The organism is Dethiosulfatarculus sandiegensis (assembly GCF_000931935.2).
Lineage (GTDB): Bacteria > Desulfobacterota > Desulfarculia > Desulfarculales > Desulfarculaceae > Dethiosulfatarculus > Dethiosulfatarculus sandiegensis.
This window is the reverse complement of the sequence record NZ_AZAC01000023.1, coordinates 13789-27625: the sequence shown is the minus strand read 5'-3', so window position 1 is coordinate 27625 and position 13837 is coordinate 13789. Positions and strand designations below refer to the sequence as shown.

Genomic DNA, 13837 nt, shown 5'->3' with positions numbered 1-13837 from the left:
TCAGTTAATGATTGCAAGCTTTACAAATTCCGGGCAGGGAGCGAATGCATGCGAATCCTGATTGCTGAAGACGAAACTATTCCCCGAACTATTCTTCGGCGTTTTCTGGAGACCTGGGGCCATGAGGTGCAAGAGGCCTCGGATGGGCTTGAGGCTCTGGAAATGATCAGTGAACAGGCCGGCTTGGTGGATGTACTGGTTACGGATTGGATGATGCCTGGGATGGACGGCCTGGAGCTGGCCAGGCGGGTTCGCAGCATGAGCGATGAGTCTCAATATATCTACATTATTTTCCTTACCGGCAGGGGAGGGGCCAAGGACCTGATCCGGGGCTTTAAGGAAGGCGGTGTGGATGATTATATTGTCAAACCTTTTGACCCGGCCGAATTGGATGTCCGCATCAAGGTGGGCATGCGGCTGATCAAGGCCGAGCGCCAATTGCGCCGCTATTCAGAAAACCTGGAGAAGATCGTCAGCCAGCAGACAGAGGAGATCAGAGAGACCCAGGGCGAGATGATAAGCCGTCTGTTCAGCGCCTTGGAGTCAAGGGACGAGGAGACCGGGGATCACGTAAGGCGTATTGGCCTCTTTTCCGCACTTTTTGCCCAGGAACTGGGTTGGTCCCGCGCCCAGGCCGATGAGATAAGGGGCGCGGCTCCTCTGCACGACGTGGGCAAAGTCGGCATCTCGGATACTATTTTGCTGAAGCCCGGCAAGCTCACGGACGATGAGTTTGCGGTTATGAAGACCCACACCACCATTGGAGCCTCTATTCTGCATGGCTCGCATTATTCGGTTATTCAGATGGCCGAAAGAATAGCCTTGAGCCACCATGAGCGCTGGGATGGCAAAGGCTATCCCCATGGCCTGGCCGGGGAGGAAATCCCCATGGAGGCTCGTATTACAGCGGTGGCTGATGTTTTTGACGCCTTGAGTAATGACCGGGTCTATAGAAAAGCCATGCCCCACGATAAGGTGATGGAGATCATGCACGAGGGGCGGGCTTCGCATTTCGATCCTGATGTGTTTGATGTTTTTATTGAATTCTTGCCGGACGTTATGGAGATTCTCAAAGAGAACCAGTAAGGGCGGGAAATGCCCAGTTGGATTGACTGGTTTTGATCTCACATTTTTTCTGCTTACAGTTAAACAAGAGCCTGGTTCCTACTGGCGTGTTCCGGTCGTAAGTTTCCTTATCTTATTTCCAAAACAGGTGTGCCTGATGGCTAAAGTTCTGATTATTGATGACGATAATTCCATCTGCGAACTTGTAGCCGCCAAAATGACCCGTCTGGGACATGAAACCACAACAGGGGGGTGTTTGAGCGAGGGGCTGGAACTTGCCCGCAAGGGCCGGTTTGATGTGGTTTTTTTGGACCTTAACCTGCCTGATGGTCATGGCCTCAATGTGTTGCCCAAATTACGGGAGATGCCGGGGCGCCCGGAAGTCGTGATCATAACCGGAGCGGGTGACCCGGACGGTGCGGAAAAAGCTTTTAAATACGGGGCCTGGGATTTTGTGCAAAAGCCCTTGAGCATGGCAGGTCTCGCCTTGTCCCTGACCAGGGTGTTGCAATACCGAGAGGAAAAAAAGGCAAACCAGCGAAAGTTTCTTTTGAAGTCCGACAAGGTCATAGGCAGTTCCCCGGCCATTAAGCAATGCCTTAACCAGGTGGTCCAGGCCGCGGCCAGCGAGGCCGGAGTTTTGCTGACCGGCTCCACCGGGGTGGGCAAGGAGCTCATGGCCAGGGTTATTCATGAAAACAGCTCCCGCGCGCAGAACGAGTTTGTGGTGGTGGATTGTGCGGCCCTGCCCGAGACTCTGGTGGAGAGCCTTTTGTTCGGTCATGTAAAGGGATCTTTCACCGGCGCTGATCATGACGCTGGCGGACTGGTCGGTCATGCCCATCAGGGTGTTTTATTTTTGGATGAGGTGGGGGAGCTGCCTCTTGCCATGCAAAAGGCCTTTTTACGGGTTTTGCAGGAACATTGTTACCGTCCGGTGGGAAGTAAAAAGGAGAGAAAAAGCGATTTCCGCCTGCTGGCCGCCACCAACCGGGATCTGGGTGAATTGGCCGCTCTGGGTGGTTTTCGCTCCGACCTTTTGTACCGTTTGGGGGCCATGCGCATTAATGTCCCGGATTTAAGTCATCGCCGTCAGGATATCTATGAGCTGACCCTGCACTATATTGCCCGAAACTGTAAAGAACAGAACAAACCGATAAAGGGGTTTTCCCCCGAGTTTCTGGATTGCCTGGAGCAATACGATTGGCCGGGTAATGTAAGGGAATTGAAAAACACCTTGGAGACCGCCTTGGCCCAGGCTCTGGATTCGCCGACCCTCTATCCCCTTCATCTGCCTGCCCACCTTCGTCTGAGCGGTTTGCCCCAGTCTGAAAAGACCTCATCACAGGAATGTGCTTCAATACCTCAGCCCGCCTTTTCACAAGGAAAAATACCAAGCATAAGAGATTACCGGGCGGAGATGGATGCCACCTACCTGCGCAATTTGATGGTCCACACCAATGGCAAGGTAAAGGAAGCGGCCAAGATAGCGGGGTTGTCTGAATCCCGTATGCATGCCCTTTTGAATAAACACGGAGCCCCCCGCCTGCGCAAGTAAAGGCCTGCTTTTGGGCTCCAAAGAACTCCGTTGGCATCTGGTTCGACAGTTTCAAGCCCTGTCCGGCAGACGGCAACTTTCCTGACAAACAAGGCAGGTTAAAAAACATCACAAGGTAATGCTCGTCTGCCAGAGGGTGATGGGGCCGGTGTCTTTGTTTTTCTTTGTCACGCCAATTTGAGGCAATGCCGGTCACGTATTGAACTGGAACCACGGTGATGATTGACGGTGAGCGGTGTAGTGTTTTACTATTGTTTGGTAATGCTGTGGGCAATATATCTATCCGATTTAAAAGTCATATTAGATGTATATATTTAATTTGCAACCTTGGAGCAAAAGGAGGATGCGTGGTAGTGGTTGCTCGTTTTGTCTAGGGGCCATCCAAACCGCCCAAAGCTGCCGTTGCCGCGTAATCCCGGTTGAATTGTCCCTTATGCCGCCTTTTGTTTGTATGGTCAGGCTTGATAATCAATAAGGAGAAAAAAGTATGCGAAGTATCTGGACAGGAATTTTTATTTCTCTGTTTTGCCTTTGCCTGTGTGGTGCAGCCTATGCCGCACAAGACAAAACGGCTAAAAATGCGGATTGTGTCCCGGCCTGTCCGGATTACAGCAAGGAGATAAGCTGGGCATCCAGACCCGCGCACCCGGATAAGAAAGTGGACGTGTTTTATGTGTACCCCACCATTTATCCCGATGCCTATCCCAAAAACATGGACGTTTTCAACCAGGAGCTGCGCGCGGATGTGCAGGGTCTGCTCAAGGCCCAGGCCGGAGTCTTTTCCAACTCCGCCAACTTGTTTGCACCCTATTACCGTCAGGTTTCCTTCACATGTCTGGACCCCACCGAGGACACTATGCTGAATTCCTATTTCCGCATAGGGGCGGACGACATACACCGGGCTTTTGACTACTATTTGAATTTTCTGAACCAGGGGCGGCCGTTTATCCTCGCATCCCATAGCCAGGGATCCGTGGTGATGCTGGATCTTCTACGCAGCCGGTTCAAGGATCCGAAACTGCAAAAGCAGCTCGTGGCGGCTTACGTGATAGGCTACTCCGTGACAGGCAAGGACTTGCAACAATACCCCTGGCTCAAGCCTGCGCAAAAGGCGGACGACACAGGCGTGATCATCTCCTGGAACACCCAGGCTCCCGGAGCAACGGGCTCGCCGGTGTTGCGTCCCGGTGCTATCTGCATCAATCCCCTCAACTGGAGAACCGACGAGACTCCGGCGGACAAGGATCAAAATATGGGGGCCGTGTTTTTCGATGACTTCAGGGGCAAGGTGCTGCGCGAAGTGCCTCACTATACCGGTGCGCAGATAGATCGGAAGAATGGGGTCCTGGTCACCACCCCGCCGGAAAAACTGGAAATAGGGCATTTCCCCCAGGGCGTGCTGCACAAGTTTGATTTCGCGTTTTGGTATCGCAACCTGCAAAAGAACGTCAAAGACCGCATAGACGCCTATTTCAGGTAATGAGACCTCCGGCAGGTCGCCAATTTAAGCCTGACGGGTAAAAAATTCTTAAGATCAGGAACATATGAGCGGCCTCCGCGGCTTCTTGATCTGATATAAAGCAACCGGCCAAGGCAGGTTAAAAGTTAATTCTGTGTATGCAAAAACGGCCTGGACCATGGAAAGCCCCTGGTTCAGGCCGAATCTCTTTCCGTCTTGCTCCTGTCACGGCATTTTCTCAATAACAACCGGGGAGCTTTTCGCATCCTGGTTTGAGTAGTCGAATGCCGGTTTGAGAAATAGTTACCCGAAGTTTTCGTAACTGCGAAATTTATTTACAGGCATTTGAAATAAAAAAAGAGCGGGAAGGTGGAATGAAAGGCGTTTAAGCCCTATTATTAAACTAGGAAATAAGCAGGGGGCCGTTTTCCGGGAAAAAAGGCATGGTTATTGCTCTGATAATGACTACAAAACGATCAAGGAGGTGACCATGAAAAGAATATTTGCAATTACAGGGAGTTTGGTATTGGCTGCGGCGGCTCTGTTAATAAGCAACGGCGCCTGGGCCGATGGCTACGGCCTCAGGGGAGGCGGCTATTGTGGAGGCCCTGGAGGATACGGCTATCACAGACCGGGTGAGCAGATGGGATATTGGCGCAACGAAAACCCGCAAGATCACCACTATGGGCGTTATTACGCACCGGGATATGATCAGAGACAGGAATATAGGACCCGGCCCGAATCGCGCCGACCCGGATGGCAGGGGGATGAAAACCCCGGCCAGACAGAAGAATCCTGAAGGTTAGGGTTAACAGGCGTCAGAAGGTGCATCCAGAGAGATAAACTTCGTTAAAGAGGCGGGGCTTGGAGGATGTTATGAGAATTAAAAACCGGTCCAAGGTAACTTGCCCCATCTGCATGATGCAGGTTGACCCGCAATCCAGACCGCGTACTCTGCGTTGGGAAGGCAAGGAGAAGTATTTCTGCTCTGAATCCTGCCGTGACAAGTTCCTGCAAAGTAGATGTTCCTGTCAGCCGGAAAAGGGCAGGTGGGGAAGATGGCTGGACAGAGTGGCCCGCTCCAATGAAAAGCAATTTGGCAAAAAGGGACCGTGCTGTCACTAGGCTGTCGAAAATCGAATGTCAAAGAGCGGGAAGCGCCTTAAAGACGCTTCCCGCTCTTTTATGAGTCGGCTGTCAGTCGTCGGACAAGGGGAACTTTTTGCAAAGTTCCAAGACTTCCGCGTGGACTTTTTCCTTGATCCCGGCTGATTCAGGATTGCCCAAGGCCTCTGCTATAAGGCGGGAGGTGGTGACCATCTCAGCCTCTTTAAAGCCCCTGGTGGTTGCGGCCGGAGAGCCCAGGCGCAGGCCGGAGGCCAGGCTGGGGGGCTTCTGGTCAAAGGGAATGGCGTTTTTGTTCACCGTGATGCCCACTGAGCCCAAAAGATCCTCCGCTTCCTTGCCGTTCAAGCCAAGGGGAGTGACATCAACCAGGACCATGTGGTTGTCTGTGCCGCCGCTGACCAGGCGCAGGCCCTTGGCAGCCAGTTCATTGGCCATGGCCGCCGCATTTTTGACCACCTGCTCCATGTAATCCTTGAATTCAGGCTCGGCAGCCAGTTTAAAGGCCACTGCCTTGGCCGCGATTACATGCATCAAAGGTCCGCCCTGGATGCCCGGGAAGACCTGGCTGTTGATTTTTTTGCCGTACTCGGCCTTGGCCAGTACAAAACCGCCCCTGGGGCCGCGCAGGGTTTTGTGGGTTGTGGAGGTCACAAAATCCGCATGCGGTACAGGCGAGGGATGATGTCCCGTGGCCACCAGGCCGCTGATGTGGGCCATGTCCACCATCAGGGCCGCGCCGACTTCGTCCGCGATTTTGCGGAACTCGGCAAAGTCGATAATGCGGGAGTAGGCGCTGGCGCCGGTGACGATCAACTTGGGCTGGTGTTTCTTGGCCATGGCCCTGATCTGGTCGTAATCCAGGGCCTCGGTCTCCGGGTTCAGGCCGTAATGCACGAAATTATAGATCCGGCCGGAAAAAGAAACCTTGGCCCCATGGGTCAGGTGCCCGCCGTGGGCCAGATCCATGGCCAGGATGGTGTCTCCGGGCTGGCAATAACTGAAATACACGCTCATGTTGGCCTGGCTGCCGGAATGGGGCTGCACGTTGGCATATTCAGCGCCGAACAGGTCCTTGACCCGATCCCGGGCCAGGTCTTCCACCTCATCCACTACTTCGCAGCCGCCGTAATAGCGCCTGTGGGGATAGCCCTCGGCGTATTTGTTGGTAAGGCCGGAGCCCTGGGCCTGGCGCACTGCCAGGGAGGTGATGTTTTCAGAGGCAATAAGCTCTATGCCTTGATCCTGTCTTTGGTCTTCTTTTACGATCAACTCTGCGATCTCAGGATCAACTTGGGCGATCGGGGCAAGCATGCTTTGGTTAACTGCTGATTTGGACATTTCAGGTTTCCTTTGAACTGGGTTCTTCTTGCAACAGGCCCTTGGCCTGATGTGTCATATATTTACTGGCCGCCTGTTTTTTGGCGACCGGTTTTTCAAGAATTTTTCAGCCCTTCTCGGGAATCGTCCTTTGTAAGATGATGTTGCATATGGGAAAGCCTGACATGCAGCCTGGAGAGTGAAGCCGCCAGCATGATGTCTCCCTGGTCAATGGCCTTCAAGAGGTTTTTCCAATGGTCCAGGGATTCGGCGATTCCCTTTTGAGCGCTGGGATAAAGGTCTCCGTATGAAGGCAGCTCCTGGTGTATGGAGGTGAGAACCCATTCAAACATCAGGTTGCCCGAGGCCTTGGCCAGCTCGCAATGCATCTTTCTTTCCATGGCCCAGAAGTCCGGGGCATCGCCCCCCTTGGCCAGGAGAGCCATTTCCCGAAACATATCTTTTAATTTTTTTTGTTCGGTTTGGGAAATGCGCTGAGCGGCCAGGCCGCCGGCCGCACCTTCCACCGCCTCCCTGAACTCGGCCAGCCTGGAGGGCGGCACTTTTTTATTGCGTATCAAAAGTCCCAGACTGTCCCGCAACTGCCTGGTGCCCAAAGACCTGACCACCGCCCCTCCCCTGGGGCCGTTTTTTATGGTTAAAAGACCTTTTTGCTCCAGGGTCTTCAGAGCCTCGCGCACCGGTCCCCGGCTACAGTCGAAGACCTGCTGCATCTCCCTTTCCGGAGGGAGTTTGTCTCCCGGTTTAAAAGTGCCGGTTACAATGGCTTCTTCCACCTGGGCCAGTATATCCGCATACACACTGCCAGGATTGGCCGGGTGGAAGACTGTCTCCGGTTTGCTTTGGGGAGCGGTATATTTGTTTGGTCCTACCATAATCACGTTATTATGGTGAAGTTTAATCCCTAGTCAAGCAAGAAATGACATGGCCTCAAACTTGGAACTTTTTAGATAACTATCCATTTTGTAATATAATTTTAGAGTCTAATTCTGTTTTACGTAAAAAAAGAGGTGTTTTTTTGAGGTTTTGTTTGCCAGATGGGCTTTGTAGCGATTGGGGTTATCGGTCGTACCAATAACAGACATGGAAATTGATAAAAAAACCGGGCCAAGGATGCACCCCTGATTTTTGAAAATTTGGGTGTTCCAATGACGGCCCGGTGTCTTTAACGCTTTTTTTGGGGGGCTTGGGTCAGTTAAGCAGGTTTTTGTCTCCCAGATTACCGGTCATGACCATATTGGAGAGTTCCTCCGGGGTGAGGTCTTCGGTTGTGCATTCCCCCACCTTGAGTCCCCCCTTGATGATGGCCACCCTGGTGGCCACAGAGACAACGTCTTTCATATTGTGGCTGATCAGGATTACCGTGACGCCTTGTTTATTCAGCTGCCGGATCAGCTCCAGCACCTGGGCGGTCTCCTTGACCCCCAGGGCGGCTGTGGGCTCGTCCATGATCACGAGTTCCGCGTTCCAGCGAAGCGCCCGGCTGATGGCCACCGCCTGGCGCTGGCCTCCGGAAAGGGTGTTCACCGGGGCCTCGAGGTCCTGGATCGTTACGTTCAGCCTGGAGAGATACCCGGCGGCCAGCTTTTTCATCTGGGGTTTGTCCAAAACCTTGACCATGGGCAGGAAGGTATTCTTTAAAAGTTCTGCGCCCATATATACGTTCTGATAAATGGTGAGCCTGGGGGCAAGGGCCAGATCCTGGTATATGGTGGCCACTCCCTTGCGCAAGGCATCTGCAGGGCTTTGGAATTCCACTTTTTCACCCCGCAGAAAAAGGGAGCCTTGGGTCTGGGTCTCAGCACCGGAAACAATACGGATCAAGGTGGACTTACCTGCCCCGTTGTCGCCGCAGATGGCGAGCACCTCGCCCGGGCGCACTTTTAGATCCACACCTATGAGGGCCTTCACCGCCCCGTAATATTTGCGAATTCCCTTAACTTCCAGCAGGGCGTCCACTTGTTCTCCTTAAAAAACTCAATCAGTGATTTTAAAGTCTGTTTGAATTGTTTTGTCAACCTGCCGCCCGGTTGAAGACCGGGGCGGCAGGGGGCGTTTTCAGATCAGAAGGGCCATTTACCTTCTTCGGGGACGTTGTTTTTGTCCACCAGCACTGCGTCGAGCAGCATGTAGGGGCCCTGGACCAGGTCTTCTTTCGTCTTACCGTGGTTCAGGATTTGATCCATGGATTCCACAGCCTTTTCACCCATGATCTCAAAGGGAATCGCCACAGTGGCCGTCATCAGGCTTTTGGGGTCCCTGATGCGGCGGAAGACTTCCTGGCCGCCGTCAATGCTGACCAGGGCGATATCGCCTTTTTTAATGCCCTGCTGGCTCAGGATATCGTCGATAATAAATGCCTGGGCATCAAAAGAGGCCCAGATGCCCTGGAATTTGCCCTGGTTTTTCAGGATCAGGGCTTCCATGCCGTTTTTGACGTCTTCGCGCCAGGATTTGGTGCGGGCCATGGTGTGATTGCCGATCACCTTGACCGCCTTGTTTTCGCTTAAAACCACATCCAGGAGTTTGCCCCTGATGCGGCAGCCCACGTGGCTTTCAAAACGCTGGGCCATGATGTTGCCCTGGTAGTTGAGGCAGCCAAGCAGATAAAGGGCGGCCTGGGCCCCGACCTGGTACTCGTTGACCGTGATTTCAAACAGGGTGTGCGGGCTGGTGCCGCTCATCACAGTTATGACCGGGATGCCCGCCTTTTTGGCGGCCTCGAACTGGCCGTCGAACTGAACCGGTTTACCCATGCAGACCACAATTCCGTTGACCTTGGCCTGGATCAGGTTTTCCAGCTGGGCGGCGTGTTCTGTGAGAGAGCCCCTGGAGTTGAGCAGGGTGACGTCCCAACCCAGGGCCTTTGCGGCCTTTTCAGCGGCCTTGGCTGTGCGGGCGTGGGTTTCCGAAGACATCTGAAAAGCGATCACGCCTATCTTGGTTTTGTCAGCCGCGTAGCTTGCCGGCGCGGCCAGAAAAAGGGCCGCGGCCAAAAGGCAGCAAATGGCCGCAATACGGGGAAATGACATGGGAACCTCCTCCTTGGTGCTGTTGAAAGTCAACTAAACATTAAAGGCGGCTTTGGTGATGGTGCTGGCGGAGATGCTCACCGAAGCCACGATAATAATTCCCAAAAGAATGTCCTGCACATAATAGGGGGCTCCCATGAGCACCAGTCCGTTGCTCAGGATGCCTATGGTGAGCGCCCCGATGAATGATCCCAGGACATTGGGCCTGCCCGGCTCCACCATGGTCATGCCCAAAAGCACGGCTGCCATGGATGTGAGCATGAAATCACCGGCCGAGGTCGGGGCCGCGCTGGAAAGGCTGGCCGCCAAAAGTACAGCCGTGACACCGGCCAAAAGGCCTGAAAGGGCAAGCCCCAGTATCTTCATGCGTTTGACTTGGATGCCGCCTAAGCGGGCCGCTTCATCGGCTTCGCCGGTAAAGACCATATGAATGCCAAGCCTGGTCTGCTTCATTATGAAAAGCGACACCAGGGCTATTATGATCATCCAGATGGCCAGGACCGGTATGCCCAGGATCTTGCCCCTGCCTAAATAGACAAAGGCCTCGGGCCAGCGCCCCACAAAGGCCACACCTTCGGTGATCCAAAAGGCCAGGCCGTTGGCCACGGAAGAAACCGCCAAGGTGGCGATCAGGGAAGGCACCTTGAGTCCGGTTACGATGAGGCCGTTTAAAAGGCCGGCTCCCAGGCCGGTCATGAGCCCCATGAATATGGCCAGGGAAACGGGATAATCAAAATGAATCAAACCTCCTGTCACCACTGTGGCCAGGCTGCACACATTGGCAAAGGAAAGGTCCAATTCAGAGGTTGTCAGGGCAAAGCTGAATCCCATGGACAGGATAGTCAAAAAACTGATCTGTTTAAGCACGTTCAGCAGGTTTATGGTGCTCAGGAAGTTCTCCGCAAAAATAGCAAAGAAAAGAAAAACCCCCAATCCGCCCAACGCGGTGCCGTATTTGCCGAGAAAGGTTTTGGTCTTTTTGTTCATGCCGAAAAAATAATCCCATCGCTGGCCCTTAAGCGGGCTTTTTTATTCACTGATGATATTGCCTCGCCAGAGCGTATATTAACCTACCGTGGCCCGGATGAGTTGAGCGCCGGGCTAAAGGCCCGGCCCCACCGTCACACCCAACCGGGCTGTTTGACACCCTTTGGACTAGTTTTTTTTCACCGCATTGGCGCGGGCCATGAATTCCTTGGCCTTTTGGGGGTCCACCGGATTCAGGGTCTTGCCATCCACCTTAAGCGAGGTGCCGACTATAAAGGCCTGGGCGTCCCGGCAAAGGGTTTCGATATTGTCCGCGCTGACCCCTGTGCCCACCACTATAGGTGTTTCCGGTACGTTTTGGGCGACTTTTTTGATCAGATTGAAATCCGCTTCCATCCCGGCGGCAGGGCCGCTTACGCAGACGGCGTCGGCCAGGCCGATAAAGACCGCGCCTTTTGCCTTCTGCTCCACGCTGCGGTTGTCAAGGTCAATGGAAAAACCGGCGGTGACATTACAGATAATGCGGATATCGGTTGCGCCGATATTTTCACGCATGCGCAGGATGGCTGCTCCGTCCGGTGTGTAAAAACCCAGGTCGCCCACATAAGTGCCAGTTAAAAAGGCGCGCACGAAACTGCCGCCTGTGGCATGGGCGATCGCCAGCGAGGCTATGGGGTCCAAGAGCATGTTTATGCCGTGGGGCAGATTGCTTTGGGCCTGAACTTCGCTCACCACTTCCGTCATGGCGGCCACGGTTTCGGGCTGCATCCGGGTCTGGTAGGGCATATCCGATTCATTGCAATACAAGAGCCCGTGGAAACCGGCGTCTTCCAGGTACTTGGCTTCTTCGCGGGCCTGGTTGATCACCTTTTTCATACCCCCGGCCTTGTCATACTTGGGCGCGCCGGGCAAGGCCAGGGTATGCACCATGCCGATCATGAAATTTTTGTGGCCGTGATCTTTTTCAAACAGGTTTTTCATTGTGTTGCCTTTCTTTGGCTTCCCCGTTTATTGCCAGCCGGTCATATGGGACAGGGCATGGGAAATGGGAAGAGTCTTTTTCTGCAAATCAAGCCAGTTGCCATATAGTTGGTCATAGGCTCGGGTTTTGTTTTCTTGTGGGTGGAATGTGCGGTCCGCCAAGACCAGGCGATCTTGAGCCGCTTCCAGGGTGGAATATCTGCCCAGGCCGGTCAAGGCGCAGATCAGGCCCCCCAAAAGCCCGGTCTGTTTGTGAGCGGTGCGGATTACCGGCTTGGCCAGGATGTCCGCTTTCACCTGGCACCATTCATCTGAATTGGCCGCTCCTCCGCTGATGCGGACTTCGGCAAAGGGTTCGGTCTGGCCGCCGGTGGCCAGCTCAAATACCTGGCGGTTGGCAAAGGCCACACCCTCCAGCACGGCCCAGGCAAAATCAACCGCCTTGTGGTCTCGTAAAACGCCCAAAAACACCCCCTTGGCTTCAGGGTCCCACAAGGGGGTTCTTTCCCCCCTCAGATAGGGAAGAAATAAAAGGGGCGAACTGTGGCGTTTGTGGGTTTTAAGGAGGTTTAAGACTTCTTGGGGATCAGGCGTCTGGTTTTGGTATAAAAAGGCTTCGCCAAACCAGGAGAGGCTGTCGGCCCCCACCTGGCTGGGGCCGCCGATCTGATAAAGGCCTTTTCCCCAGGGCATGGTGACCAGGCCTTTTTGGACTGCATTTACAAAGCCGCAAATGCCAAAGACCTCTGAAGTGCCGCTTACGTTATAGGCTGCATGAGGCTTTACCGCGCCCATGCCCAATGCCCCGCACCAAGCGTCCATGGAACAGGAGAATACCGGCGTGCCGACCAGATCCGAGAAAACCCCGGGCAGGCCCTTTTGCACCTTGCCGACTTCTTCCCAGGGCCATCTGCAGGTTGGGCAGAGGTCTTTTTCCAGTCCCAGTAGTTCGAAAAGACGGTGAGTGGGGCGAAGCTCAGGACCGGCCAGGAGACGGGAGCTTGAAATAAAGTCCGAGGCATAAACGCCTGTGAGCCTGAAGTTTAAAAAATCCTTGGGTTCCAGAATATGGCGGGCGCTTTCCAAGGTGTGTGGGTCATTTTCCTTAAGCCACAAAAGACGGGCCAGATTGTGGTAGGCGTTCACCGGCCCATAGGGCTTTTCCGTAGAAGAAAGGGAATCAACCGCCTCGGAAAGGGGCCGGGCCTGTTTCAGGGCCCGTCCGTCGGCCCAGGTTATGGCGGGCCTGATTGAACGTCCGTCCTTGTCCAGAAACACCTGGGTCCTGGTGAGGCCTGTTATGACAATGGCAACTGGTTTGACCCCTTGCGCTTTTGGATTTTTCATTATCCGGCCGGTAAGGCTGATCAATCCCCGCCACCAGATTTCCGGATCAATTTCCGAAAATCCGTTGTCATCAACTCTGATCTCTGATTTAAGAGACTCCTGAGCCAGAAATTCCCCGGTTTCCTTAAGCAGGCCCGCTTTGAAAGAGGTGCCGCCGAGATCAAAAGCCAAAACCGGATTCATGGTTCCATCTCATCGGCCATGAGCCTGTAGGAATATTTAAAGTAATCGCCCCTGATCAGGTTGATGCTGTATTCCACGGTGCGCCCTGTTTTATCGACCGCCGTGCGGTGGGCCCGCATCACGGCTGCTCCCGGGGCCAGTTTGAGCCAGGCGGCGTCCCTTTTGTCAATGGAATAGGGCTCCAAAACAGAATCGGCATAGGATAGCTGGATATTTCTTTCTTTTTGCAGGAAGTCGTATAAAGAGCGGTTTTTTAATTCCGCGGAGCTTACGCCCTGCATCAGGTCCAGGGGCAGGCAGGTTGTCTGTAAAACCACCGGGTCTTCGTCCAAAAAACGCAGCCTTTTTAATTCAACTAAGTTTTCTGCGCCTTCCAGCCCCAGAATCAGCCTTTCCCTGGCCCGGCTGGGGCGTTCAGCCAGGCTCAATACCTGGCTTCTTGGATTTCTTAAGTGAAGCGTTGCCTCGCGGTGAAAGTCCAAAAGCGTATTAAGGGATTTGTGAATGGCCCTGCCCGAGACTACAGTGCCGCTGCCCTGCCGCCGTTTGATCAGGCCTTCCTGCTCCAGGATTTTCAGGGCGGAACGCACCGTCACTCTGCTGACGCCATAGGCGTTCTGCAGATCCGCCTCTGAGGGAAAGGAAGCACCGTCCGCATATACACCTGAGATAATATCCGCCTTCAGCTCCCTGGCTATGAACCTATACATGGGCCTGGGGCGGCTTTTATTTTCATTCATGTCAAAAGTCGCCAATCAA

General features: G+C 53.9%; 13 protein-coding genes. 5 read left to right on the top strand and 8 right to left on the bottom strand.

What is annotated here, in order from left to right:
• The first annotated feature begins 48 nt into the window (after window positions 1–48).
• From X474_RS15285 to X474_RS15265, 5 genes are all read left to right on the top strand, one after another.
• Entirely contained in the window at window positions 49–1086 is a 1038-nt protein-coding gene (locus X474_RS15285; RefSeq protein ID WP_044350129.1) for an HD domain-containing phosphohydrolase, read from the top strand.
• A 136-nt stretch (window positions 1087–1222) separates the two neighbouring features.
• Window positions 1223–2623: a sigma-54-dependent transcriptional regulator gene (locus X474_RS15280; protein WP_044350128.1), complete on the top strand. Its 1401-nt coding sequence runs from the start codon at window positions 1223–1225 to the stop codon at window positions 2621–2623.
• A 487-nt stretch (window positions 2624–3110) separates the two neighbouring features.
• Complete coding sequence (locus tag X474_RS15275; RefSeq protein WP_044350127.1) at window positions 3111–4103, top strand: DUF3089 domain-containing protein; 993 nt, start codon at window positions 3111–3113, stop codon at window positions 4101–4103.
• A gap of 469 nt (window positions 4104–4572) precedes the next feature.
• Entirely contained in the window at window positions 4573–4881 is a 309-nt protein-coding gene (locus X474_RS15270; RefSeq protein ID WP_044350125.1) for a hypothetical protein, read from the top strand.
• Window positions 4882–4958: 77 nt separating this feature from the next.
• Window positions 4959–5207: an LDCC motif putative metal-binding protein gene (locus tag X474_RS15265; protein ID WP_156360789.1), complete on the top strand. Its 249-nt coding sequence runs from the start codon at window positions 4959–4961 to the stop codon at window positions 5205–5207.
• 72 nt (window positions 5208–5279) lie between these two features.
• On the opposite strand, the gene glyA is transcribed toward X474_RS15265, so the two are convergent.
• The 8 genes from glyA to X474_RS15225 all read right to left on the bottom strand — a co-directional run bounded on the left by glyA (window position 5280) and on the right by X474_RS15225 (window position 13818).
• Window positions 5280–6521, bottom strand: coding sequence for a serine hydroxymethyltransferase (glyA, locus tag X474_RS15260; RefSeq protein WP_044350195.1), 1242 nt, complete (start codon window positions 6519–6521; stop codon window positions 5280–5282).
• 122 nt (window positions 6522–6643) lie between these two features.
• On the bottom strand, window positions 6644–7423 hold the full coding sequence (locus X474_RS15255; protein ID WP_044350122.1) for a FadR/GntR family transcriptional regulator: 780 nt from the start codon (window positions 7421–7423) through the stop codon (window positions 6644–6646).
• A gap of 316 nt (window positions 7424–7739) precedes the next feature.
• Entirely contained in the window at window positions 7740–8507 is a 768-nt protein-coding gene (locus X474_RS15250; RefSeq protein ID WP_044350121.1) for an ATP-binding cassette domain-containing protein, read from the bottom strand.
• A 104-nt stretch (window positions 8508–8611) separates the two neighbouring features.
• On the bottom strand, window positions 8612–9580 hold the full coding sequence (locus X474_RS15245) for a sugar ABC transporter substrate-binding protein (RefSeq protein WP_044350118.1): 969 nt from the start codon (window positions 9578–9580) through the stop codon (window positions 8612–8614).
• Window positions 9581–9613: 33 nt separating this feature from the next.
• Entirely contained in the window at window positions 9614–10567 is a 954-nt protein-coding gene (locus X474_RS15240) for an ABC transporter permease (RefSeq protein ID WP_044350116.1), read from the bottom strand.
• Window positions 10568–10735: 168 nt separating this feature from the next.
• Window positions 10736–11548 carry a BtpA/SgcQ family protein gene (locus tag X474_RS15235; RefSeq protein WP_044350114.1) on the bottom strand — a complete coding sequence of 271 codons (813 nt, stop codon included), beginning with the start codon at window positions 11546–11548 and terminating at the stop codon, window positions 10736–10738.
• A gap of 27 nt (window positions 11549–11575) precedes the next feature.
• A complete protein-coding gene (locus X474_RS15230) occupies window positions 11576–13078 on the bottom strand; it encodes a xylulokinase (RefSeq protein WP_044350113.1) in 1503 nt (500 codons plus the stop codon).
• Window positions 13075–13818, bottom strand: coding sequence for a GntR family transcriptional regulator (locus X474_RS15225; RefSeq protein WP_044350111.1), 744 nt, complete (start codon window positions 13816–13818; stop codon window positions 13075–13077). Before X474_RS15225 ends, X474_RS15230 begins: the two co-directional genes overlap by 4 nt.
• Window positions 13819–13837: the final 19 nt, after the last annotated feature.